Source organism: Bacillus salacetis, from assembly GCF_003581585.1.
Classification (GTDB): Bacteria; Bacillota; Bacilli; order Bacillales; family Bacillaceae_B; genus Rossellomorea; species Rossellomorea salacetis.
In genome coordinates, this window is record NZ_QXIR01000003.1 from 171,060 (window position 1) to 196,787 (window position 25,728).

Consider the following 25,728-nt stretch of genomic DNA (forward strand, 5'->3'; position numbering starts at 1 on the left):
TCCCTACTCTTCATCTAAAGTGTCAAAGTATCTTGCTAAACCCTCCATCATATCTTCCACTGTATACCTTTCAGGGACAACTTGTACAGTCAGACCATTTTTGAGCGCAGCTTCCTCGGTAACCGGCCCTATGCAAGCTACAGTAATACCGTTCACTGCATCATGCAATTGATGATCATTGACTATCTTCACAAAGCGCCGTACGGTTGAAGGACTGGTAAATGTGACGGCTGAGACTTCTCTTTTCTGCAGCAATGATGAGAGACATTTTGCACGATCCTTTGGAAAGCAAGTCTCATAGGTTATCCATTCATCCAGGTGCTTACCTCTATCCTTAAAGCAGGCTGCTATGGTATCCCGCGCCAGGTTCCCTTTAGATAGCAGCACAGGACCTGAATCGGGGTATTCCCTAAGAAACTCCGCCGCAAAGTCAGCACCGGTATACAGACTGGGGATGAAATCTGCCTCTATTCCATGAAGCTTCATCTCTTGACGGGTCTTTTCCCCTACAGCGGCAAACCTGGTTTGGCTGCCCTTCAGGGAAAGCTGCTGTTCCTCTAATTTTTGAAAGAAAAAGCTGACACCATTTTTGCTAGTAAAAAAAATCCATTCATAGGATTTCAGTCTTTCTAAATATGTAGTTTCTTTTTTATCATGAAAGGGTTTGAAAGAGATCAGCGGAACAATATGGGGAACACCGCCATATTGTCTGATAATGTCCGCCATCCCTTTCGCAGCCTTTTCTTCTCTTGTAACGAGAATGTCTCTACCAGCAAGCGGTAAAGCGGGTTCCATTACTGGTCAAGCTCCTCTTTGACCTTATCAATCAGTGCTTTGGCACCTCTTTCAGTCAGCAGTGCAGCAGCTTCTTCCCCCACTTGAACAGGATCTGGTCCCGTAACGGTTTCCTTGTAGATATCTTTTCCATCCGGCGAAGCAACCAGGACAGTCATGGTTACATCCTGTTCATCATTCAACCGGGCATATCCCGCGATCGGCACTTGACAGCCGCCTTCCATTTTGTGAAGGAAAGTCCGCTCCGCTGTCACCGTCTTGGTAACTTGCGCTGATGCAAACTTGCTCAATAAGCCGAGAAGTTGATCATCGTCTTCACGGCATTCGATGGAAAGAGCACCTTGTCCGACTGCAGGCACACAAATTTCCGGTTCAAGGAATTCTGTCACCACATTGGAAGTCCAGCCCATTCTGGATAATCCCGCTGCAGCTAAAATAATTGCGTCATAATCTTCGGTGTCAAGCTTGGCAAGACGCGTGTCGATATTTCCCCTGATCCACTTGATTTCAAGGTCAGGACGCTGAGCAAGAATTTGCGCTCCCCTTCTCAAACTGCTGGTTCCGATGATGGATCCTGCAGAAAGATCACTCAGTTTCACATGATTCTTCGATATGAATGCATCGCGATGATCTTCTCTCTCGGGAATACAGCCGATGCACAGGCCTTCAGGAAGTACCGCCGGCATGTCTTTCATACTATGGACTGCCATATCAATTTCCTTGTCCATCATAGCCTGTTCAATTTCTTTGACGAACAACCCTTTTCCGCCAACCTTTGATAATGTCACATCCAGAATCTGATCCCCTTTTGTGACAATTTCCTTTACTTCAAAATCAAATGATGGGTCCAATTCCTTCAATTTATTAATGACCCAATTCGTTTGTGTTAATGCAAGCTTGCTTCGACGTGAACCTACTATAATTTTTCGCATTACGAACCTCCTAAGCTTATGAATACCAGAAATGGAATGATGACAGGCGGCTGGCAAGAAGGAAATTGATCAAAATCACCAGAAATGCACCAATGTTCAACAGTGCCAGATTCTTGCCATATACCTCTTTCCGTACCCGTAAATATAAAAACACACTATAAATGATCAACAAAATGAATGAACCTATTATCTTGGGATCATACCATATAAAATCAGGCAGTTTAATGACAGCCCACTGCAGGCCAAGAATCAACCCCAGAAGGAGCATGGCGACCCCGGCTGCATTCAAAATATAGGCTCCTTTTTCCAGTTTCGACAAATCGCTGATCCTCCATAACCGCGGTCCCCACTTTTTCTCTTTAAGGAGCTTATATTGCAGCAGATAGAGCAGTGAAAACACAAAGGACAGGGAAAAAGCACCGTAAGATAGGATGGCCATGGTGATATGGATCAGCAGCAATTCCGAAACCAGCTGTTCGGCCATCGCATTGGATTCAACCTGAACTGGAGCGAAGGTATGGATAGCCATGATGATGAATCCCAGTATATTTGTAAAAAACACGGTGAAGTCCACTCGAAGGACCCGGTTTATTGCAAGAGACAGTGTGATCAGCACCCAGGCATAAAAATAAAGCCCCTCAAATATGGTGAGGACCGGAAACCTGCCTGTGCGCATCATATAAAGAAACAAAAAGATTGTTTGAAGAGCCCAAACAATCGCAAGAAGCCAGAAGGCAAACATATTTGCCTTCCGGTTTTTGTTTAAGAAATCTATGAAGTAAAAAAGAATGCTGATGGCATACAGAACGATCATCAGTTCATGCAGCCTTGTCATTGTTTGTTCAAACATCGACTTTTAACCTCGCTTATGATTGAAAAGAGGGCTGAAGTTTCACTGGAGCAGCTCCTGTCTTTTCGTTCCCCTTGCTCTCAAGTGCATCTGCCTGCGGCTGCAATTGTTCCTCGATGTTGAATATTTTAATGAATAGATCCAGTTTCTCCTGTCCATCCGGCAAAGCGGCAAGCTCTTTCACTTGAAGGATCGGATCTTTCAGTAACTGATTGATGATGCTTTTTGTATGTTTATTTAATACTTTCCGTTCGCGGTCACTCAGATTAGGCATTTTGCGTTCAATGCTTTCCATCGTCTGGCCTTGAATCATCAATGCTTTCTCCCTTAGTGCTGAAATGACAGGTACGACACCAAGCATATTGAGCCATTCCTTGAAAGCGACAATCTCCGCCTCAATCATGATGCCGATGGACTCTGCTGCTTTTTGCCTTTCAGCCATATTGGCTTCGACAATGCCTTCCAAATCGTCAATGTCATAAAGGAATGCACTGTCAAGGTTGCCGATTTCCGGATCCAGGTCCCTTGGCACAGCAATGTCGACCATGAAAAGAGGACGGCCTTTTCTCATCCGCTCAACCAGGTTCATCTGGTCTTTAGTCACCACGTATTCCTTAGAGCCTGTAGAGCTGATAAGAATATCCGCCTCAACCAGCGCACACTGAAGTTCTTGTAACGTCTTTGCGTCCCCATTGAACTTATCAGCCAAGGAAACGGCCTTTTCAAACGTACGGTTGATGACCGTCACTTTCGTTGCTCCGCTGCCATGAAGGTTCTTGATTGCCAACTCACCCATCTTGCCCGCACCAAGGATCAAAACGTGCTTACCGCTCAAATCCCCGAATATTTTCTTGGCAAGTTCGACAGCAGCATAGCTGACAGAAACGGCATTCGAACCGATTTCTGTTTCTGAATGAGCTTTCTTTGCCATTGTAATCGCCTGCTTGAAAAGGTGATTAAAGACAGTACCTGTCGTTCCGGATTCCTGGGCAGACAAAAAGCTTGACCGTATTTGGCCAAGAATCTGTGTTTCACCGACCACCATGGAGTTCAGGCCGCACGTAACATTAAATAAGTGCTCGACAGCACCATCCTGTTCATATATGAACAAATAAGGAGAAAACTCCTCTTTGTCAATTTTAAACCATTGAGATAAGAATTCCTTAATATAATAACGACCTGTATGAAGCTGATCTACGACCGCATATACTTCCGTCCTATTACATGTAGAGACGATCACATTCTCAAGGATACTTTTCTTTCCCTTAAGTGCTTCCATCGCTGTTTGCAGGTCTGCCTCATTAAAAGATAAACGTTCACGAATCTCAACAGGGGCCGTTTTGTAATTTAAACCGACTGTAATTATGTGCATGACAGAAATACACCCCCAACTTAATCATTAATTCTAGTATAACATGTACGACAAATGTACCATCCAAATAAATGTGAACATAACATGAAACCTGTGGTACCATTAAAAGTGGAGCTGGCTCGTCCAGCCCCGACAGGCGTTGATTCTTTCACCAGATGAGGACGCTTTTTGTCCTCGGCTGGTGAAAGAATAACGACCCGAGGGGCTAGCCAGCGGAACTGGATAGCGAATCGAGTGTAAAGGCAGCTCGCCAAGCTCCGACAGGCGTTGATGCTTTCAACAGATGAGGGCGCTTTTTGCCCTCGGCTGTTGAAACATAACGACCCGAGGAGCTAGCTGCCGACACCGGATACCATTAAAAGTGGAGTCGGCTTGCTAAGGCCCGACAGGCGTTGATGCCTTTCCACAGATGAGGACGCCCTTTGTCCTCGGCTGTGGAAAGCATAACGACCCGAGGGACTAGCCGACGGAACTGGATACCATTAAAAGTGAAGCCGGCTCGTCCAGCCCCGACAGGCGTTGATTCTTTCACCAGATGAGGACGCTTTTGTCCTCGGCTGGTGAAAGAATAACGACCCGAGGGGCTAGCCAGCGGATAACGTGTAAAGACGGCTGGTACAGGCCTCAGGCGGGTAATGCTTGCAAATGATATACCCGCATTTGAAACATTTATTAAAGTAAATTACATAAATTTATTGATTTCGACATAGTTTCCTATGTTAGATTAACAAAAGAAACCCCAATATTCAAGTTTACAAATCGGAGGCTTTTATGAAAGGACAACGACTGTTTCCAGGAATGATATTGATTGGATTCGGCATCTATTTTTACCTTCAGCAATCCAATATTGAGATTTTCCGGGAGTTTTACACATGGCCTACACTCCTGATCATTGTAGGAACAGCATTCCTGGCTCAGGGATATAAAGGAAGAGATTACGAATCGATACTTCCCGGTACGATTCTCACAGGGTTCGGTTTGCACTTCCATATAACCAATCTCGTTGCCATTTGGCCTGACCATATGGGAGTATTCATACTCATCATTTCACTTGGTTTCCTGCTCAGATACCAGAAAACGGGGAATGGCTTGTTCCAAGGTGTACTCTTTCTTATTCTAGCTATAATCCTCTTGTTTTATGATATGGTTTTGAAATGGCTTGGCTTTTTGCAGGGAGGCGTCAATGTAATCCGCGACTTTTGGCCGCTGATCATTGTACTTATTGGTGTTTATCTTCTCCTCATTAAGAAAAAATAAAAACAGGACCCGCTTCCGGATCCTGTTTTTAATGGTTTCAAATATGGATAGAACTTTTGGTCTTTGTATTATATAGACAAAAGAGCCCTATAGAATTGAATCAAGGAATTCTTGTGTCCTCTGTTCTTTTGGATTTCCGAACAGTTCTTCTGGCGGCCCCACTTCGACAATCCTGCCATCGTGCATATAGACAACCCAGTCCGCTACTTCACGGGCAAACCCCATTTCATGAGTCACCACGACCATTGTCATCCCTTCCAAAGCGAGCTCTTTCATCGTAGTCAAAACCTCTCCTACAAGCTCAGGGTCCAGCGCGGAGGTCGGTTCATCAAACAGCATTATGTCCGGTTTCATGGCCAGGGCGCGTGCGATGGCCACACGCTGCTTTTGCCCTCCGGAAAGCTTTGAAGGATACACATCTGCTTTGTCCTCCAAACCAACCTTCTTCAACAGATCCATGGCCTCTTTTTTCGCTTCGTTCTTTGGAATCTTCTTAACCTGGATAGGTGCTTCCATGACATTTTGGATTACCGTTTTATGAGGGAAAAGGTAAAAATGCTGGAACACCATCCCTACCTTTGCCCGAATTTCATTTAAATCATGGGAGCCCCTGTTTACTTCCTCCCCTTCGATGATGATCCTGCCGTCATCTTTGATCTCCAAGAAATTCAAGCATCTGAGCAATGTACTCTTGCCTGAACCACTTGCACCGATCAAACAGACCACATCACTTTCTCTTACATTTATATCGATGTCCTTCAGTACGTGCAGGTCACCGAAGGATTTATTCAATTTTTCTACTTTAATCATTTCCTGACTCAAGTTATATCCCTCCATCCGTTTTAAAAGTGCTTATCTACTCACCAAGCGACATGCGCTTTTCCACGAAATTCACAAGCAATGAGAAGATCAGTACCAATACAAGGTAATACACCGCTACGATCAGCAGATATGTCATATAGTCAAAATTATTTGATCCCAAAGTGGTGGCTACACTGAATAACTCAAACATACCGATGAAAGAAGCGAGTGATGAATCCTTCAAAGCAATGATGAATTGGTTTCCAAGCGGCGGCAATGCACGTCTGAAAGCCTGCGGCAGAATGATCCTTCTCATTGTTAAACCGGAGGACATGCCAAGGGACCTTCCCGCTTCCATCTGCCCCTTGTCAATGGATTGGATGGTTCCCCGGAAGATTTCCGCGATATAGGCACCATTATGGAAGGCCAATCCCAGTACGACTGACCAGAAATCGGAAATCTGAAGAGCTGTCAATCCAAAATAGAAAATGAATATCTGTACGATCAGCGGGGTTCCCCTGACGACAAATATGTAAATATCGGCAATGATTTCAAGGATCTTGACTTTTGAGATCTTTAAAAAGGCAAAAAATAAACCGATGAAGATAGCGATAAATACTGAAATGACTGTTAATTGAAAAGTAATCCACATTCCACGAAGGAATACATCATACGTGTCTAAAAACGTCTCAAAAAGAGTCAATTTTTTCCCTCCAATTTGCAAAAAAGTTAGTTTACAAGTTTAATATCATTTTACAGAAAAAAGCGAATGCGCTTCGTTGCCGCACACCCGCTCCTTTTCCTCTGAAGTATAATTATTCCTCCGGATCGGTCGTGATGTCATCGCCGAAATATTCCTCACTGATTTCAGCCAACGTTCCATTTTCTCTTAAGGTGTCCAATGCTTCATTGATTTTCTTGAGCAGTTCTTCATTGTCTTTCGCAACAGCAATAGCCTGTTCGCTTCTGCCCAACAGTTCACGGGCTTCTAATTCCAGACCTGCATTGATTGCTTCCTTCCCAGTGACAAAGTCAGTGATGACTGCATCATGCTTACCTTTGCTCAATGCTTCCAAAGCGACGACATCACTGTCATATGATTGGATTTCATCCGTCACTTCACTGGCTGTATCAGCATAAGTAGATCCTTTCGAAACGGCAATTTCCATTCCTTCAAGATCTTCCAGTGTCTCAACAGTACTGTCGGGACGGACGAAAATTTGCGGGCCTGAATAGTAGTAAGGTGTTGAAAATGCTACCTTTTCGGCTCTTTCCTCTGTAATGGTGTGGCTGGCGACAGCTGCGTCAAACCGGCCGGACTGCACACCTTCTACAATTCCGGAAAATTTAAACTTCTTCTGTTCCGGTTCCATTCCCATTTCTTCTGCCACAGCTTCCGCTACATCGATATCAAATCCGGTCATTGTTCCGTCGCCGCTGGTCACACTGAACGGCTTAAATTCCCCTGATGCTGCATATGTAAATGTTTCTCCGTCTCCGGATCCTTCTCCATTCGCATCGTCATTTGTGCCGCAGGCAGAAATCAATGCTGCTGAAGTAAGCAATAGTAATAAACTTTTAATCTTTTTCATGTCTTTTTGGCCCCCTAGTTTTTTTCTTAATTATTATGTTAGCAAACTATTTAACTATTCTCAAAATCTTAATTTACTGATAATTTTGTGTATTTCACCCCATCCCTCCTGTAGATTAACTGAGCCCGCATATTCATTCAAATGCAACGGAATACCTCTATATCCTTTAATTTCCTTTCCCGTCTTTATAATATTTGAAACATAAATAAAACAATTTGTAAGTTTAATCATAAAAAAAGAGGGCATTCACAAGGAATGTCCTCTTTCGTTATTATCTTCTGGCATTAAGGGCAGCCCAAACCTGGTCTTTGCCCAAGCCGGTTTCTGAGGAGAAAAGGATGACTTCATCCCCCTCTTCTATATCAAGCCCTTCTTTTGTTACCTTCAAATGCTTCTGCCATTTCCCTTTAGGGATCTTGTCGGCTTTTGTGGCAATGATGACACAAGGAATCTCATGATGTTTCAGGAAATCATACATCATGATGTCATCCTGTGTAGGGGGGTGGCGCAAATCGACAATTTGAATGACTGCTTTTAGCTGTTCTCTCATTGTGATATACGTCTCGATCATTCTTCCCCAAGCTTCGCGTTCTGATTTGGATACTTTGGCAAACCCATATCCGGGAACATCGACAAAATAAATGCTTTCTTCGATTTTGTAGAAATTCAACGTTTGAGTTTTTCCAGGCTTGGATGAAATCCTTGCCATGCTTTTACGTCCGATCATCCTGTTGATGAATGAGGATTTTCCAACATTGGAGCGGCCAGCCAGAGCGAACTCCGGCAAAAAATCTCCAGGATACTGCTCTGGCCTTACAGCACTTATGACTAGCTCTACATTATTTACTTTCACTTCTCTCACCTACTAAAGCTGTTTCTAATACTTCTTCGATATGGGAAACCGGAACAAACTTCAGATCCTTCCTGACACTCTCGGGAATATCATCGATATCCTTTTCATTGTCCTGTGGAAGAATAATCGTTGTCAGTCCAGCACGGTGTGCACTTAGCGTCTTTTCCTTCAACCCGCCAATCGGCAGAACCCGTCCCCTCAGGGTGATCTCCCCTGTCATACCCACTTCGCGTCTGATTTCCCGTCCTGTCAGAGCGGAAACAAGGGCTGTCGCAATCGTAATGCCCGCTGATGGCCCATCCTTCGGCACAGCGCCTTCCGGGACATGGATATGAATATCGTATTTCTCATGAAAATTTTCTTCAAGCTTCAAATCGACCGCTTTTGATCGTACATAACTGAATGCTGCCTGAGCTGATTCTTTCATGACATCACCCAATTTTCCCGTTAACACGAGTTTGCCTTTCCCAGGGGAAAGGGAGACTTCAATTTGCAGCGTATCTCCGCCTACAGAAGTATAAGCCAATCCTGTAGCAACGCCTACCTGATTCTCTGTTTCAGCCTGGCCGTAGCGGAATTTCCGTTTGCCAAGAAAATCTTCAATATTCTTTTCAGTGATGACTACTCTCTTCTTCTCTCCTGATACAATCACTTTTGCTGTCTTACGGCAAAGTGTTGCCAGCTGCCTCTCCAATCCACGGACACCGGCTTCCCTGGTATAGTAACGGACCACTGCCTGAAGCGCATCTTCCCTTACCTGCAGCTGGGCTTTGGTCAACCCATTTTCTTTAATCTGCTTAGGGAGAAGATGATTTTTGGCTATGTTAACCTTTTCAAGTTCCGTATATCCCGCTATTGTGATGATTTCCATCCTGTCACGAAGCGGACCTGGAATCGTGGATAGATCATTGGCTGTGGCGATGAACATCACTTTGGACAAATCATAGGTTTCCTCGATGTAATGGTCACTGAAGTTGGAGTTTTGTTCAGGATCGAGCACTTCGAGCATTGCTGAAGATGGATCTCCCCTGAAATCACTGGACATCTTGTCGATCTCATCAAGAAGGAAAACAGGATTGATGGTTCCCGCTTTTTTCATGCCCTGAATGATACGTCCCGGCATCGCTCCAACGTAAGTCCGTCTATGTCCGCGGATTTCGGATTCATCCCGTACCCCGCCAAGGGATACGCGGACAAAATGCCTTCCAAGGGATTCTGCCACTGATTTCGCAAGGCTTGTTTTTCCGACTCCCGGAGGTCCTGCCAGACAAAGGATGGGTCCTCTCAATGATTGCGTCAGCTTTTGAACAGCCAGGTATTCAAGGACACGTTCCTTTACCTTCTCAAGACCGAAATGATCCCGATTCAGGATTTCTTCCGCATTTTTTATGTCAAGATCATCTTCAGTCTGGGCTGACCACGGCAGTGAGACCAGCCACTCGATGTAATTTCGGATGACAGAGCTTTCCGCAGAACTCGTCGGCACTTTCTCATACCTTCCAAGTTCTTTCAGAACGGTCTTTTCCACAGATTCAGGCATTTCCGCTTCGGCGATCCGCTGTGTCAGTTCCTCAATTTCACCGGTTTTTCCTTCCTTGTCGCCCAGTTCCTTCTGGATCGCCTTCATTTGCTCCCTCAGATAGTACTCTTTCTGGGTGCGTTCCATTGAACGCTTGACCCGCTGTCCGATCTTTTTCTCAAGGTTCAGCACTTCTTTTTCATTGTTGATCGTCTGGATGACAAGCTGAAGACGTTCTTTGATATCCAATGTTTCAAGGACATTTTGCTTTTCTTTCATTTTCAAAGGAAGGTGGGACGCAACAATATCAGCAAGCCTTCCAGGTTCATCGATATCCGAAACCGTCGAATAGGTCTCAGCCGACACCTTCTTGGAGAGCTTTATGTATTGCTCGAAATAATTTAACAGCGTCCTCATCAGCGCTTCTGTCTCTGATTCCTTTTTTTCGCTGTCCTCATGTGTGAATATGTTCACTTCATAGAACTTTTCCTCATTGGTAAATCCGCTGATTTCCGCTCTTTGGATTCCCTCCACGAGCACCCTGATCGTTCCATTAGGTAGTTTCAGCATTTGTTTGACCTTCGTCAAGGTCCCCATTTTGTAGAAATCGTCCACGCCTGGTTCATCTATATTCATATCCTTTTGAGTAGTCAGAAAAATATATTGGTCATCAACCATCGCTTTTTCCAATGCCTGGACTGACCGGTCACGTCCTACGTCAAGATGAAGGACCATAGTTGGATAAACAAGCAAACCTCTTAATGGGAGGAGGGGAAGAGTTATTTCTTTTTGTTTTGCCATTTTTACACCTCCAGGAATTCTCGCCCTTTTGTATCTCATAAGTCTTTGTACAATTCTATCTTATTTGTATAGAGGTGTCCATTTTATAGGAATGGAGCACTCTTTTAAAGAGAAATGCTTTCAATATTCTCATATCTCATCAGTGAAGAGGGAGAACCTAAGACCCCCCTCTCCTTCATCTTACCTATAAAATCTTTTGTCTTCATGTATTATGCTTAGGGTTATTCCTCATTTTCCTCTCCAGAGGGTGTACTAAACCGATATTACCATCAAATGATTATACGCTTTTTTTATTGATTTTATCATTGAATGTTATTTCTTCTTCAACTTTCTCTTTATCCAGGGCCAGTTGGAACACTTCCTGTAAGTGCTTGACCGGTTTGACCTCTATCCCTTCAATCTCATGCAGGATGGCGCCCATGTTTTCATGGGGAATGATGGCTGCAGAAGCACCTGCAACTTTGGCTGCCTTCACCTTAGGGTACACGCCGCCTACCGGTTTGACAAAGCCATGGATGCTTATTTCCCCTGTAAGTGCGATATCCGATTTAACCGGAATGCGGTAGATTGCGGAATAAATGCCGGTTGCCATTGCAATCCCTGCCGATGGACCATCTACAGGAATGCCTCCCGGAAAATTGACGTGAATATCAAACTGGTCCGCCGGTACCCCCATGGAGCGTAACACGGTAAGGACATTTTCAATTGATCCCTTCGCCATGCTTTTCCTTCTGATGGATTTTCCTTTATCGCCGATACTTTCTTCTTCCACGATTCCCGTGATATTGATGCTTCCTTTTTCGTTGGCTGGAATGACAGTCACTTCAATCTCCAATAGTGAACCTGTATTCGGGCCGGTGACAGCAAGGCCATTTACAAGGCCAATTGCCGGTTTTCCATCGATTTTCCGATCCATTCTGGGAGACAGCTGGCTGGACTGAATCATCCACTCAATGTCTTTATCATCTATGGAATCCCTTTTTTCTGTAATCGCCAATCCGGCAACAATTTGGACCATATTCACGGCTTCCCGTCCATTGCGGGCATACGAAGCGAGAAGATCGACACCCTCCTTGCTTATAGGGATATTCACTTTTTCAGAAGCTTTCTGCGCCACTTGAATGACCTCTTCTTTGTTCAATTCCCTGAAAAACACTTCCATACACCTTGAGCGGATGGCTGGAGGGATTTCGTTTGGTGTCCTGGTTGTGGCACCGATTAAGCGAAAATCTGCGGGGAGCCCATTTTTGAAAATATCGTGGATATGTGTGGGAATTTGAGTATTTTCTTCGCTGTAATAGGCACTTTCCAAAAATACTTTCCGATCTTCAAGGACTTTCAATAATTTGTTCATTTGAATCGGGTGCAGTTCACCGATTTCATCAATGAATAATACCCCCCCGTGTGCATTTGTCACTGCTCCCTGCTTTGGCTGCGGTATCCCCGCCTGCCCCATCGCGCCTGCACCCTGATAGATCGGGTCATGTACAGAACCTATAAGAGGGTCGGCGATGCCTCTCTCATCAAATCTGGCTGTAGTCGCATCTAATTCAACAAAAACAGATGACCGCCTAAATGGAGACTGCATCTTCTCTTTTGCTTCTTGAAGTACAAGCCTGGCTGCTGCCGTTTTTCCTACCCCGGGCGGGCCATAAATGATGACATGCTGTGGATTTGGACCGCATAATGCAGCCTTTAATGACTTTATGCCGTCTTCCTGGCCGACGATATCGGCAAAGCTTTGCGGTCTTACCTTTTCTGAGAGCGGTTCTGATAAAGAGATGGAACGCATTTTCCTTAGTTGTTCCATTTCCTTTTTTGACTCACGGTCAATCGAAACCTTTTGTGTTCTTTGGCTTTTTAATAAGTTCCAAAAGTATAATCCGATAATCACCCCGAAAAACAGTTGGATGATCAGTGCAATTCCTGTCCAACTCATGCCTTTCCCTCCAGTAATAACTTGTTGTTTAAGAGTTAGTATCTCCTCGACTTTGGAGGAATAAACAAGTTTTTGAAAGGTATAGGAAATCGAGGTAATTACTTATATATCAAAAAATAATTCGGTGTGTGTTTGATTTCCGCTCCCGAGGAACGACTCCGCGGGGCGGGCGGTGAACTAAAAGGCGGAAGCGGCCGTTCAGCGACGTACAGATTGGAAGGCTTCCGCAAGAGATATAGGAAACACAACGAACGGTAGTGAGTTGATGTTGACTAATCGCAAGGAGGAAGTCTGAAGTCCGCTAGCCGTTGGGGCCTTGTAGCTGGATTGGCCTCCTCGGCTTTGCCTGCATAAAAAGTGGAAGCTCCCTGATCAGGCCCGACAGGCAAATGTTCCGAAGAGAAAAAAAGGCGTTTTCCCCTTTTATTCTCTTCGGGTTATTTGACCCCGAGGGACTGGGCGCTGGAACTGGATTGCGGGGTCTCACCAGCCCCGCTAATCCGCAGGAGATCGTTCCTCTTCCACTTCAATCAATTAAAATTTTTTAAACTCTTGCATATCCAACTTTTGGCCCCTTTTTTCTTAGCCGAAGACTTGTATCAGGTCACTGAATATTTATGTCTGCCATATTTTAAAGAATAAAAAAGGCCCTCCCGGGTTAACCGGAAGGACCATTAATTTTTATCCTTAAGCGGATGTTTTTTCTTCGTCGTTTCCTTCTATTATAGTACCGTCTTCCAATAGAAGTTTTGGCGGCTCATTGTCTGTAACCGTGCCTGGTGTGATGATACATTTTTTGATATCATCTCTTGATGGAAGGTCGAACATCACCTCAAGCATGATGCTCTCAATGATGGAACGAAGGCCGCGGGCACCTGTTTTGCGTTCGATCGCTTTGTTGGCAATCTCCCTAAGTGCATCTTCTTCGAATTCCAATTCAACCTGATCAAGTTCAAGCATTTTTTGATACTGTTTAACTAATGCGTTCTTCGGTTTCGTTAGGATTTCCACAAGGGCATCCTCATCAAGCGGCGTCAGGCTGGAGATAACAGGCAGACGTCCGATGAATTCAGGAATCAATCCGAATTTCAATAAATCTTCCGGAACTACTTTAGCCAGCAATGCTTTGTCATTATCCACATTCACTGTCTTCGGGTCAGAACCGAAGCCGATGACTTTCTGGCCAAGGCGGCGTTTGACAATCTGCTCGATGCCGTCAAATGCCCCACCGCAGATAAACAGGATATTGGACGTGTCAATCTGGATGAACTCCTGATGCGGGTGTTTTCTCCCGCCTTGAGGAGGAACACTTGCAACTGTTCCTTCAAGGATTTTCAGAAGTGCTTGCTGAACGCCTTCACCAGATACATCTCTTGTGATAGACGGATTTTCAGATTTTCTTGCCACTTTATCAATTTCATCGATGTAGATGATCCCGCGCTCAGCTTTTTCTACATCGTAGTCAGCAGCCTGGATCAGTTTCAAGAGGATGTTTTCAACATCTTCCCCGACATATCCGGCTTCAGTTAGTGACGTCGCATCAGCAATCGCAAATGGCACATTGAGGATCCGGGCCAATGTCTGGGCTAGAAGTGTCTTACCGCTTCCTGTAGGTCCGATCATCGCGATATTACTTTTTGAGAGCTCGACATCATCCACTTTGCTGTTTGAATTGATACGTTTGTAGTGATTGTATACTGCTACTGCAAGGGACTTCTTTGCCTGCTCCTGGCCGATGACATACTCATCAAGGATTTCCCTGATTTCTTTCGGCTTTGGAACGTCCTTGAATTCTACTTCTTCTTCTGTCCCAAGCTCCTCTTCAACGATCTCCGTACAGAGCTCGATACACTCATCACATATATATACACCTGGTCCTGCTACCAGCTTGCGGACCTGATCTTGTGTCTTACCACAAAAAGAACATTTCAATTGTCCTTTTTCATCGTTAAATTTAAACAATGAAATTCACCCCTTATAAAAAGCTATGTCGTTTCAAAAAATTCAAGTTATGTATTGCATTTTATCATAATATATGTCCGGAAAGGAAATCAAACGATTTTCTCGATATTCTGCCCGCTTATTAAGCTTTATCCAAAAAACGTCCTTCCTATTCCTGTTTTCGTGATTATGTAATTGGATTGTAATGTTTTTTCAAAGGGTAAGCCGATAGGAACGATGATTTTCTATTTTATAAAACAAGGCACGATTTAACTCGCGCCTTGTTTCTATAGTTATTATTATGCAACAGTCTTGCTGTTATCCACAAGAACTTCTACAGCTTTGCGGATTTTAAGATCTGCTTTCAGGTTATCAAGACCGCCCAGGGCCTGCTTGATATTGTCTGCAGCCATGTTGTATTGCTCCGCAAGTTTATTAACTTCTTCTTCCGCTTCATCGTCAGATACTTCAAGGTTCTCCGCATCTGCGATTGCTTCAAGAGTCAGGTTAGTGCGGACACGCTTTGCGGCATCCTCTTTCATTTGGCCGCGAAGATCTTCTTCTTTTTGGCCGGAGAATTGGAAGTAAAGATCCAGGTTCATACCCTGCATTTGAAGGCGCTGTTCGAATTCCTGCATCATGCGGTCAACTTCAGTGTCAACCATTGCATCAGGAACATCCATTTCAGCGTTTTCAGCCGCTTTTTCCACTAGCGTGTCACGAAGTGTTTGATCTGCTTCGTTTTTCTTGGACTCTTCAAGACGCTTTTGGATTTTTTCCTTCAGCTGATCAAGAGTTTCAACTTCTTCATCCGCATCTTTTGCAAATTCATCATCAAGTTCAGGAAGTTCCTTCGCTTTGATTTCGTGAATTTTCGTTTTGAATACTGCAGGCTTCCCAGCAAGTTCAGCAGCATGGTATTCCTCTGGGAATGTTACTTCGACTTCTTTTTCAGCTCCAGCTTCAACGCCTACCAATTGTTCTTCGAAACCAGGGATGAAAGAATTGGAACCCAGTTCAAGAGAATAGTTTTCAGCTTTTCCGCCTTCGAATGCTTCGCCATCAACGAAACCTTCGAAATCGATTACGACTGTATCGCCGTTTTCAGCTGCTCCTTCTTCTTTGACAGCAAGCTCAGCTTGTTTTTCCTGAAGAGTCTTCAGTTCGTTCTCTACGTCTTCAGAAGTAACTTCTGTTTCCATCTTCTCAACTTCCAGTCCTTTGTATTCGCCAAGTTTAACTTCCGGCTTAACAGTGACTGTAGCAGTGAAGATAAGCTCTTTGCCTTTTTCCATTTGCTCAATGTCGATATCAGGACGGTCAACAGGCTGAATGCCGGTTTCTTCAATGGCTTTTGCATAAGCTTCAGGAAGAATGACATCAAGAGCATCCTGGTATAGTGATTCTACACCAAAACGTTTTTCGAACATACCGCGAGGCATTTTACCTTTACGGAATCCAGGTACGTTCACTTGCTTTACCACTTTTTTGAATGCAGCGTCTAAACCATTGTTTACTGTATCTGCATCTACTTCAATTGTAAGAACCCCTTGGTTCCCTTCTTTCTTTTCCCATTTAGCAGACATACTTTTCCCTCCAACAATCTATAATTGATTATAGTTAATACATAATAAATATTTAGATAGGTTTGCCTGTAACAAAAGCACTATCTCTTCGAATATGAAAAATCTTCACATTGCAACCATTATATTATAACATATGGAATCCTTCTTTCAACTCATAGCCGTAAAAACAAGTTTCCTATATTTACTTACAGTACCGGGGATGTGACCTTTTCCAAATCTAAAATAAATGCCTTAATGGATTCCAGTACGTCTTCACGATCTTCCAAAATGTCATCAAGCCCCATTGCAGCCGGGTTTTCTCCATACAGATCCAGACCGTACATCAGATAAGCGAGAGCCGTCTTTTCAGCCGGCCACTCCAGTTCAATCGGATATAATAAGAAACTATGGCGTGTAAAAGTTTCTATTACCTGCTGAAGCAAAGTCGGGTTCCTCTGGGCAATCAAATCTTCTATTCTTTCAGCAACTTCCTTGAAATAGGGTGTCTGGAACACTTCGTCAAGCTGAGATGGAATACAGGTAAGTTCCCTGCCGAATTTATTGATTTTAGTCTCTTCCGTAATTCCATGTTCCCTAAGGACGTTTACAATCATGGTCTGGATGAATGGATGGGCTGCCTCATCTCTCAATGCTGCAAGCAGTTCAGGAAGATACGGACGAATATTGCGGTTCACCAGTTCGGCCAATATAAACGTCTGCTCCTGAAGGCCTTTCCCTTCGAGCAGCTGCACGCTTGCTTCATCAGCCTCCATTACCGGCTCGGGTACAGGCTCAGCCTTGCCCTCCAAAACCCGTTTGGAGAAGGACAACAGCTTGCTGAAATGCTCTTCCTTTTCAAAGGGTACTTCCTTTTCATCAAACAATGCACTGATTGTATTTACTACTTCTTTGTGTTCGTTCAGCTGAATAAGGATCATTAAATATAATTCGACAATTTTAAAATAATCTCCTTGTCCTTCAAGGAGCAGCTCTTTACACAACTTTTTTGCACGTTGATTTTGCTTGCTCTCGTGTAATGCAAGGACAAGGGCCGTTCCGACCTCTCCATCAGACGGATCAATATCATAGGCTTGCTCAAATAAAGAGACGGCTTCTGCCGGGTTGCCATTTTGAAGCATGTCGACCCCCTTTTCGAATAACCTCTCTTTCAATTGCGGAAAATACACGATTTTATTATCTTTACTTCCATTATGCATAAATGTAACCGCCCTATTTCTTTAATTGGTTTCAGTGTAGCAAACCTGTCAGGAATACACAAAAAAAGCCCCCTGTTCCGCTTTGGGATCAAGGGGGCTTCGCGCTCGGTCTAAGACCGGTATATGTAGTGTAATGGCGTCCCAGGAGAGATTCGAACTCCCGACCGACGGCTTAGAAGGCCGTTGCTCTATCCTGCTGAGCTACTGGGACTTGTTTTAGCGACAATATTTATTATATTCACATAACAATTAAAAGTCAACACTTTTTGGTAACTTTTTTAAAGAATATTAAATCCCTTAGAAGAGAAGGCGGTCTTTGCCGCCCTCCTATTATACAAAGAAGTTACGGGATAAATCAACAATCTCTTTATGGTTATGATCAAAAAATTTCACCGAGACCGATTTTTCATCTTTCTCGATAAGTGCATAGGTCCGTTCATTCCTGCCTCTGGGCAGCAGGATACTACCGGGATTAACGAACAGGACGTCCTCAATCTGCTCAGCTCCCAACTGGTGGGAATGACCGAAAAACACCATTTCAGCCTGATTCTCTTCCGCCAGGTAATTCAGGTTCATCAGTGTCATTTTGATATTATAAAGGTGGCCATGGGTAGCAAGAATTCTGGTGCCGGAAAATTCAGCTGTCAGGACTTCCGGATATGAAGGGTCCATGTCACAGTTGCCGCGTACAGCGAGATACCCTGCCATTGCTTTATCACTGGATTTCAATTCAGAATCCCCGCAATGCACAAAGCCATCCACTTTTCCGTTATAGGTATTATAGATATCTTTGATTTCTGTGTCGGATCCATGGCTGTCACTTACTACAACCAGTTTCATTGAACATCACCTGTCAGCGTTCGCAGATTTTCCTCAAACTGCTTCAGGGCATTCCCTCTGTGGCTGATCGCTGCCTTTTCTTCCGGTGTCAGTTCAGCCATCGTTTTGTCTTTATCTTCAACCAGAAAAATCGGATCATATCCAAATCCATTCATTCCACGGCGTTCGCCAAGGATTTTCCCCTCACATGTCCCGGAATACGTACTTGTCTTCCGGTTTGGTCCTGCAATCGAAAGCACACAGTAGAATCGTGCGCCTCTCTCATTAAAAGGCACCCCTTCCAATTCTGTAAGAACCTTATCAATATTGGCATCATCATTCTTCTCTTCCCCGGCATAGCGCGCAGAGTAAACTCCCGGCCTGCCATCGAGTGCGTCTATGATCAGTCCTGAATCATCGGCGATGACGATCTCTTTCAAAATGGCAGATGCTTCTTCTGCCTTCAATATTGCATTTTCTTCAAAAGTTGTCCCTGTTTCCTCAATATCTTTAAACTCAGGAAAATCCAGCAAGGTTAAAACCTCATACCCTTTAGGTTGAAGCATCCTTTCAAATTCCCCGGCCTTCCCTTTGTTCTTGGTCGCTATTATGACTTTCTTTTTCATCAGATATCACCTCTCCTTGAATGAATTCTATTTCATCAGTGGCCGCTTTCATCTTATGAGCTTATTATGTATTCAGCAAAAATGAAGAGGCAGTGTCAGCTGCCTCTTGTCTTAGTTATATTATATCAAAAAACGATCTTCTTTTAAAAACTGATTGCGTTCACATTCTCTGGACGGGTTACCGGTTCACTTAAAGTTTCGCCTTTTTCGTTCACCAGTTCAGCTTCGCCATTCACCATGACTGCTACACTCTCAATTCCTTCCTGCTCCGTTAATGATAGTACGAGTGAGTTCATAAAGTGCTCTGACACAATTTTCTCTTCAAAGCTTCCATATACCCCCTCATTGAAGTTAAGCGTCACTTGACCATCTTTTACTGAAGGTTCATCAAGCAAAGCCACACCGGTAAAGTCACTAAGAAGATTCTTCTGAGGGCCAGGTCCATCGATCAGCTGCTGGACCACCGCTTCAACTTTATTATCTGTTTTGTTGCTCACACGCTTTGTGACAGGAACATAATACGTGTTATCGCCATTTTGTGAAACAAAGTACACTGTAACAGGATGCGTATCAGTTAAATCGGCGATCCCGGATGTATCATTATTGATCCCGACTTTTCTTGATAGTGTTTCTTGTGTGATCGGCGTCCCATTTACCGGCATTTCTGTCAGTTCATAACCGTTAACCCTCAGTTCAACTTTTTTCACTGATTCAAATTGCGTCAATGTCCATGTCACTGACTCCAGGATTTTCTTTTCGTCTTCAGGCTGATAGTTTTGGAACTCGCTTGAGAAGTCCGCTACGGCTGTTCCATCTTTGATATTGACACTGACTTCTGTGCCCGCCGGCAGGACCGCTCGGAATCCATTAGGAAGCATGTTTTGTACAGGGCCATCCGCAACAAGGTATTCCAATGCTTGTTTGGCAATGCTTTCTGTTTTAGGAAGCGCCAGCGTTTGCGATACTACATAACCATTAGAATCTATCAGATACAACTCGGTCATTACACTCTCTGCACTTTCTGATGCATCTGTCTCTTCTGTTGAAGTGGAAGAAGTTACTTCTCCTTCACTGTTCTCTTTGACGCCATCCACCTTCTCGCCTTCCTCAAGATAGGACATATCAGCCGGTGGATCGATTTTCGCTTTCTCTCCGCCTCCAAGCAACCCGCACCCTGAAAGGTAGACGGATGAAGTAAGCACAGTCAGGACAATCGCAGCCTTTGTTTTCTTTGACATAGGGGAACCCTCCTCAGACAGTTTGTACTATATGTATACGAGCCCTTTTCAAATTTAGACCGAAAATATTTTACAAGCCTCTTCATCTTTTGAAAATAAGTATCATTATTGTTTTTGGAGTAGATGGTTAATTCCCGCTCTAGGCACTCGACTCCGCTTAGCGGGCGGAGAACTAATCGTAAGGAGGGAGCCCGAAATCCGCTAGTCGTTGGCCGTTGGAACTAGATGAGGCCAGCTACTACCGCAGGAGTTCTAGGCCTACCGTTCCGATCAACTAACGAAGTTCTCCTTTCTTCATTGAGTTAAATCAATTTCCATCTGCGATCCCAATATCAAACAAAATGATTTTCAAAGAGCTTTCTAAGGTTTCCATAAAAAAAACCATCCTTTGAGGGATTACTCCCCAAGAAGGATGGTTTTAGTTTCAATGTGATTTAATTGCAGCCAATCCATGGCTATCTTTGAAAAAATCCGGGCAGATCCTGTTGTAAAGAAAGTGTGCTGCGGTTGGGCTTTCTTTTTATTGAGCATTCCTCGATAATCCAGGATAGCACTTACTTCACTTGCCGTTTCATCTCCTGAATTGATTACCTTCACTTCTTCTCCCATCACATCCTGGATGATCGTCTGGAGGAGAGGATAATGAGTGCATCCAAGGATCAAGGTATCAATTGGTTCTTTCTTTATATCAACAAGCGTTTCATTGACGATTTTCACTGCCCACCTGCTGTCATACTCTCCGCTCTCTACCAATGGGACGAACTTCGGGCATGCAAGAGAGGTGACCTGGATTGTATCATTTATGGAATGTATGGCCTTTTCATAGGCATTGCTGTTGACTGTCCCTACAGTGCCCAGGACGCCGACCCTGCCATTTTGGCTGTTTTTCAGCGCAGCCCTCGCACCCGGGTGGATGACGCCAACGACTGGAATCGGAAGCATATCCTGGAGCTCTTCCAGCACGACAGCTGTAGCTGTATTACAAGCAATCACCAGCATTTTAATATTGTAGTTCATTAAAAAGGCCGCCATCTCCCAAGTGAATTTCTTCACTTCATCTGCTGTCCTTGGGCCGTACGGACAGCGGGCGGTGTCACCCAGATAATAAATCGTCTCATTAGGGAGCTGTCGCATGACCTCTTTTGCAACGGTCAATCCTCCGACACCTGAGTCAATAATTCCAATAGGCTGATTCACAAATTTCCCTCATTTTCTTTATTTCATTTCTTGATGTAGTTTAGACAGATTTGCATTAAGGGTCTTTATTTCATCGAACGAAAAATTTTTAAGGATTTCCTGCAGATATTGCTGCCTTTTCTTGATAACCTCTTCAATGATCCTCTCTCCTTCTTCCAGGAGATGAATTCTTACAACCCGGCGGTCTTTGTTATCTTTCACGCGTTCTACCAATTCTGTTTTTTCCATTCTGTCGACAAGGTCAGTCGTGGTACTGCACGCAAGATACATCTTATTGGACAATTCCCCGATGGTCATATCCCCGCCTTCGAATAACCATTGCAGCGCAACGAACTGCGGGGGGGTAATAGAATACTGATTAAGGATTTCCCTTCCCTTTTGCTTTATGATAGATGATATGTAACGCAGATCTTTCTCTATGTCAGCAAAGACCTCCATATCCTGCTGTTTGTTATCCATACATGCCACTCCAATCAATCACTTTTCGTACAAGTCATATACTTAGCATTGTCCCTTTTTTTCCGGCATTTTTCAAGTAACTTTTATAGGTATTTGCTTTGTTCCTATTTTCGACATAATTTTTGTTGTATAAATTAAAACCGGCTGTCCACTGCAGACAGCCGGTAATTTTTTTAAAGCTTGAGTTCCCCCATGCGAAGAAGCTCTACAACAGCTTGAGAACGCCCCTTCACTCCAAGCTTTTGCATGGCGTTGGAAATATGGTTCCGAACTGTTTTCTCACTGATGAAAAGTTCACCAGCGATCTCTTTAGTCGTTTTGTCCTGGACTAACAGCTCGAACACTTCTTTTTCTCTTTTGGTAAGCAACGGTTTGTGTGTAAATTCATTGTCCTTCAATTATGGTAACCCTCCTTGCCTTCGCCAGCTTTAAACCGCGGGGATGGGTATTGTCGGTCGTCACGATATCATATGTGAACCATTGGTGGGGAGTGACATAGAGAAGGCTTTAATTAGCAAAAATAGGCAAGGATATTTGTAATTGAATGACAGACTTCGGTTTCCATTTTCGATCAAGCAGTCTGTCCGCTGCAAAGGTCAGCAGCTTTTGGACAAATATACGCTATTCGACATCTTAGACTTCATTTCTTCCGTCCAAGGTACTCCCTTTCCTGTCTCCTTGGAAATCTGTACCATTGTTCCTCTGCCAGTAAAGCAAACTCTATCACGTTCATCCATTCCCATATAATGAAGATCAACCGAGGATGATCCAATCTTATGCGCTTTTACATATACCCGAATGGTTTGATCGAAAAATACCTGCCTTAAAAAATCGCATTGAAGGTCAGCTACCACTGGAATCGTATCATTCTCCGGCTTGACCCAGTCCTGCATGAAACCCTTATTCTTAAAAAATTCAATCCGCGCTTCTTCAAAATACGTGAATGGAACTGTATTATTTAAATGGCCAAACATATCGGTTTCGGAAAACCTCACTTTGATTCCGATATGAAAGTCAAACTGGCCCTTCCACTGCTCCATATCTTCAATATATGTAACTCTCATGATTTTGCCCCTCCTATTCAATTGGTTCAATTAAACGCATTAAAGTTTCAAGTAAAAAATGAATGAATGTTCATTCTTTTTTTTACTATTATATATTTTTCGGCTTCAAGAAGAAAGGATTTTGTGACGGAATGACCTTATAGAGCGTTTTAAAAAATGCACTTTATCCCCCCGCGGGATGGTATTCCAAAAGACACGAACACAGGGCAGGAACAGTGCAGCAATCAAGGTGCTCCACGGGACATGGAGTGAATCCATTCTTTAGAGCGGGACAAGGATGGATGATATGCTCTTGTAAAATGCGCGAAAAAACCCGCAGGCACGGGGCCTGCGGGTTCAGGGAAATATTGATCAAACCATATTGTCGCTTCCGAAGAAGTTCTTGAACATTTGGAATGATGTATCGCGGTTCAGGGCAGCGATTGATGTAGTCAAAGGAATTCCTTTAGGGCAGGACTGCACACAGTTTTGAGAGTTACCACAGTTGGAAAGCCCTCCGTCACCCATGATGGTTTCCAGACGCTCATCTTTGTTCATCGCTCCTGTTGGGTGCGCATTGAACAAGCGGACTTGTGAAAGTGGAGCAGGGCCTATGAAGTCTGATTTAGAGTTCACATTCGGGCATGCTTCAAGACAAACACCGCAAGTCATGCATTTGGACAGTTCGTAAGCCCACTGACGTCTTTTCTCAGGCATACGTGGTCCTGGTCCAAGGTCATATGTTCCATCGATCGGAACCCAGGCTTTAACCTTTTTCAGAGAATCGAACATTCTGCTTCGGTCGACAATCAGGTCACGAACAACAGGGAATGTCTTCATTGGCGCCAAGCGGATAGGCTGTTCCAATTTATCGACAAGAGCTGTACAGGACTGGCGCGGCTTTCCATTGATGATCATGGAACATGCACCGCACACCTCTTCCAGGCAGTTCATTTCCCAGTTAACCGGAGTGGTTTTCTCACCTTTAACATTTACAGGATTTCTGCGGATTTCCATCAGCGCAGATATCACGTTCATATTCGGGCGGTATTCCAGTTCAAATTCTTCTGTATAAGATTCAGTGTCAGGGCTGTCTTGACGAGTAACGATAAAGCGTACTGTTTTATTTTCACTCATCTTTATTTACCCCCTTTTTTCTTAGTGTAGTCGCGCTTACGCGGCGGAATCAACGATGTGTCTACCTCTTCATAATGGAATTCAGGTGAATTTGTTTCAGCGTTATATTTCGCCATTGTTGTCTTCAGGAACTCCTCATCATTACGATCAGGGAAGTCCGGCTTGAAATGTGCACCGCGGCTTTCATTCCGGTTCAAAGCGCCAATCGTGATGACACGGGCAAGCTGAAGCATGTTGCCCAGCTGGCGTGTGAACATCGCACCCTGATTGCTCCATTTTTGAGTATCATTGATGTTGATATTTTTATATCGGTCCATCAGCTCAAGGATTTTATTGTCTGTTTCTTTAAGCTTATCATTGTATCGAACAACTGTAACGTTATCAGTCATCCACTCACCAAGCTCCTTGTGGATAACATATGCGTTTTCAGTTCCATCCATGGACATGATCTCATTCCATTTTTCTTCCTCTTGCTGTACATAGCGGTCAAACAGTGTGGAAGGCAGATCTTCAACGCTCTTTTCAAGTCCATTCATATACTTGATTGCGTTAGGACCGGCAACCATACCGCCGAAAATCGCAGACAGCAGGGAGTTTGCTCCCAAACGGTTTCCGCCGTGCTGTGAATAATCACATTCACCGGCAGCGAATAATCCTGGGATATTCGTCATTTGATCATAATCAACCCATAGGCCGCCCATTGAATAGTGGACCGCAGGGAAGATTTTCATAGGAACCTTGCGAGGGTCATCTCCCATGAACTTCTCATATATTTCAATGATGCCGCCTAGCTTAACATCAAGCTCTTTCGGATCTTTATGGGAAAGGTCAAGGTATACCATGTTTTCACCATTGATGCCGAGTTTCTGGTTAACACAGACATCGAAGATTTCCCGGGTGGCGATATCACGAGGCACAAGGTTTCCGTATGCAGGATATTTCTCCTCCAGGAAGTACCAAGGCTTACCGTCCTTGTATGTCCAGACACGTCCGCCTTCACCGCGTGCTGATTCACTCATGAGGCGAAGCTTGTCGTCCCCTGGAATAGCTGTCGGATGAATCTGGATGAATTCTCCGTTTGCATAGTATGCACCCTGCTGATAAACGATGGATGCAGCCGAACCGGTATTGATGACAGAGTTAGTGGATTTACCGAAGATGATCCCAGGTCCTCCTGTCGCCATGATGACTGCATCTGCAGGGAAGGATTTGATTTCCATGGTTTTGAGGTCCTGTGCAACGATACCCCGGGCAACACCTTCATCGTCGACAATCACTCCAAGGAATTCCCAGCCTTCGTACTTGTTGACAAGACCGGCCACTTCATGGCGGCGAACCTGCTCATCAAGTGCATAAAGAAGCTGCTGTCCAGTCGTTGCACCAGCAAACGCTGTACGGTGATGCTGCGTTCCCCCAAAACGGCGGAAATCCAGCAATCCTTCAGGTGTACGGTTGAACATGACGCCCATACGGTCAAGTAAATGGATGATGCCAGGCGCCGCTTCCGTCATCGCTTTGACAGGAGGCTGATTGGCAAGGAAGTCTCCGCCATATACTGTATCGTCAAAGTGTTCCCAAGGAGAATCTCCTTCCCCTTTGGTATTGACCGCTCCGTTAATTCCGCCTTGCGCACATACTGAGTGAGAACGCTTAACAGGCACTAATGAAAATAGGTCTACTGGCGCTCCTGCTTCTGCTGCTTTTATTGTAGCCATCAAGCCGGCTAAACCGCCGCCGACGACGATGATTTTTCCTTTACTCATCGAGACTCACTC

23 protein-coding genes and 1 tRNA gene are annotated in these 25,728 nt (G+C 44.2%); 1 reads left to right on the forward strand and 23 read right to left on the reverse strand.

Annotated features, from left to right (window positions below; genetic code table 11):
• Positions 1-3: 3 nt before the first annotated feature.
• The 4 genes from D3H55_RS03905 to hemA are packed head-to-tail and all read right to left on the reverse strand — an operon-like array spanning position 4 to position 3,949.
• Complete coding sequence (locus D3H55_RS03905) at positions 4-795, reverse strand: uroporphyrinogen-III synthase (protein WP_119545600.1); 792 nt, start codon at positions 793-795, stop codon at positions 4-6.
• On the reverse strand, positions 795-1,727 hold the full coding sequence (hemC, locus tag D3H55_RS03910; protein WP_119545601.1) for a hydroxymethylbilane synthase: 933 nt from the start codon (positions 1,725-1,727) through the stop codon (positions 795-797). Before hemC ends, D3H55_RS03905 begins: the two co-directional genes overlap by 1 nt.
• Positions 1,728-1,743: 16 nt before the next feature.
• Complete coding sequence (locus tag D3H55_RS03915; protein ID WP_119545602.1) at positions 1,744-2,577, reverse strand: cytochrome c biogenesis protein; 834 nt, start codon at positions 2,575-2,577, stop codon at positions 1,744-1,746.
• Positions 2,578-2,593: 16 nt separating this feature from the next.
• The gene (gene hemA, locus D3H55_RS03920) at positions 2,594-3,949 is read right to left on the reverse strand and encodes a glutamyl-tRNA reductase (RefSeq protein ID WP_119545603.1); all 1,356 of its coding nucleotides are present in this window, start codon (positions 3,947-3,949) and stop codon (positions 2,594-2,596) included.
• 771 nt (positions 3,950-4,720) lie between these two features.
• Between hemA and D3H55_RS03925 the strand changes: the two genes are divergently transcribed.
• Positions 4,721-5,206 (forward strand): LiaI-LiaF-like domain-containing protein, encoded by a 486-nt coding sequence (locus D3H55_RS03925; protein WP_119545604.1) that lies wholly within the window; start codon positions 4,721-4,723, stop codon positions 5,204-5,206.
• 87 nt (positions 5,207-5,293) lie between these two features.
• Here the strand turns inward: D3H55_RS03925 and D3H55_RS03930 are convergent, their stop codons facing one another.
• The 19 genes from D3H55_RS03930 to sdhA form a co-directional block, all read right to left on the reverse strand.
• Entirely contained in the window at positions 5,294-6,016 is a 723-nt protein-coding gene (locus D3H55_RS03930; RefSeq protein WP_168412957.1) for an ATP-binding cassette domain-containing protein, read from the reverse strand.
• A 46-nt stretch (positions 6,017-6,062) separates the two neighbouring features.
• Entirely contained in the window at positions 6,063-6,710 is a 648-nt protein-coding gene (locus tag D3H55_RS03935) for an amino acid ABC transporter permease (protein ID WP_168412954.1), read from the reverse strand.
• Positions 6,711-6,822: 112 nt separating this feature from the next.
• Entirely contained in the window at positions 6,823-7,599 is a 777-nt protein-coding gene (locus D3H55_RS03940) for a transporter substrate-binding domain-containing protein (protein ID WP_119545606.1), read from the reverse strand.
• A gap of 271 nt (positions 7,600-7,870) precedes the next feature.
• Positions 7,871-8,452 (reverse strand): ribosome biogenesis GTP-binding protein YihA/YsxC, encoded by a 582-nt coding sequence (yihA, locus tag D3H55_RS03950; protein ID WP_119545608.1) that lies wholly within the window; start codon positions 8,450-8,452, stop codon positions 7,871-7,873.
• A complete protein-coding gene (gene lon, locus D3H55_RS03955; RefSeq protein WP_119545609.1) occupies positions 8,439-10,772 on the reverse strand; it encodes an endopeptidase La in 2,334 nt (777 codons plus the stop codon). Before lon ends, yihA begins: the two co-directional genes overlap by 14 nt.
• Before the next feature lie 277 nt (positions 10,773-11,049).
• Positions 11,050-12,711, reverse strand: a complete 1,662-nt coding sequence (gene lonB, locus D3H55_RS03960; protein WP_119545610.1) for an ATP-dependent protease LonB — start codon at positions 12,709-12,711, stop codon at positions 11,050-11,052.
• 687 nt (positions 12,712-13,398) lie between these two features.
• Complete coding sequence (gene clpX / locus D3H55_RS03970) at positions 13,399-14,673, reverse strand: ATP-dependent protease ATP-binding subunit ClpX (RefSeq protein WP_119545611.1); 1,275 nt, start codon at positions 14,671-14,673, stop codon at positions 13,399-13,401.
• 278 nt (positions 14,674-14,951) lie between these two features.
• Positions 14,952-16,238 carry a trigger factor gene (gene tig, locus D3H55_RS03975; RefSeq protein ID WP_119545612.1) on the reverse strand — a complete coding sequence of 429 codons (1,287 nt, stop codon included), beginning with the start codon at positions 16,236-16,238 and terminating at the stop codon, positions 14,952-14,954.
• Between the two features lie 185 nt (positions 16,239-16,423).
• The gene (locus D3H55_RS03980) at positions 16,424-17,434 is read right to left on the reverse strand and encodes a tetratricopeptide repeat protein (RefSeq protein ID WP_119545613.1); all 1,011 of its coding nucleotides are present in this window, start codon (positions 17,432-17,434) and stop codon (positions 16,424-16,426) included.
• Positions 17,435-17,568: 134 nt separating this feature from the next.
• A tRNA-Arg gene (locus D3H55_RS03985) sits at positions 17,569-17,645 on the reverse strand.
• 119 nt (positions 17,646-17,764) lie between these two features.
• Positions 17,765-18,274 carry a metallophosphoesterase gene (locus D3H55_RS03990; RefSeq protein ID WP_119545614.1) on the reverse strand — a complete coding sequence of 170 codons (510 nt, stop codon included), beginning with the start codon at positions 18,272-18,274 and terminating at the stop codon, positions 17,765-17,767.
• Entirely contained in the window at positions 18,271-18,879 is a 609-nt protein-coding gene (locus tag D3H55_RS03995; RefSeq protein ID WP_119545615.1) for an XTP/dITP diphosphatase, read from the reverse strand. Before D3H55_RS03995 ends, D3H55_RS03990 begins: the two co-directional genes overlap by 4 nt.
• Before the next feature lie 143 nt (positions 18,880-19,022).
• Positions 19,023-20,117: a GerMN domain-containing protein gene (locus D3H55_RS04000; RefSeq protein ID WP_119545616.1), complete on the reverse strand. Its 1,095-nt coding sequence runs from the start codon at positions 20,115-20,117 to the stop codon at positions 19,023-19,025.
• Between the two features lie 396 nt (positions 20,118-20,513).
• A complete protein-coding gene (racE, locus tag D3H55_RS04005; protein ID WP_119545617.1) occupies positions 20,514-21,314 on the reverse strand; it encodes a glutamate racemase in 801 nt (266 codons plus the stop codon).
• 18 nt (positions 21,315-21,332) lie between these two features.
• Entirely contained in the window at positions 21,333-21,773 is a 441-nt protein-coding gene (locus D3H55_RS04010) for a MarR family winged helix-turn-helix transcriptional regulator (RefSeq protein WP_119545618.1), read from the reverse strand.
• Positions 21,774-21,946: 173 nt separating this feature from the next.
• The gene (locus tag D3H55_RS04015; protein WP_006838260.1) at positions 21,947-22,171 is read right to left on the reverse strand and encodes a helix-turn-helix domain-containing protein; all 225 of its coding nucleotides are present in this window, start codon (positions 22,169-22,171) and stop codon (positions 21,947-21,949) included.
• A 198-nt stretch (positions 22,172-22,369) separates the two neighbouring features.
• Entirely contained in the window at positions 22,370-22,840 is a 471-nt protein-coding gene (locus tag D3H55_RS04020; RefSeq protein ID WP_119545653.1) for an acyl-CoA thioesterase, read from the reverse strand.
• 348 nt (positions 22,841-23,188) lie between these two features.
• Positions 23,189-23,953: a succinate dehydrogenase iron-sulfur subunit gene (sdhB, locus tag D3H55_RS04025; protein ID WP_119545619.1), complete on the reverse strand. Its 765-nt coding sequence runs from the start codon at positions 23,951-23,953 to the stop codon at positions 23,189-23,191.
• 2 nt (positions 23,954-23,955) lie between these two features.
• The gene (gene sdhA, locus D3H55_RS04030; RefSeq protein WP_119545620.1) at positions 23,956-25,716 is read right to left on the reverse strand and encodes a succinate dehydrogenase flavoprotein subunit; all 1,761 of its coding nucleotides are present in this window, start codon (positions 25,714-25,716) and stop codon (positions 23,956-23,958) included.
• Positions 25,717-25,728: the final 12 nt, after the last annotated feature.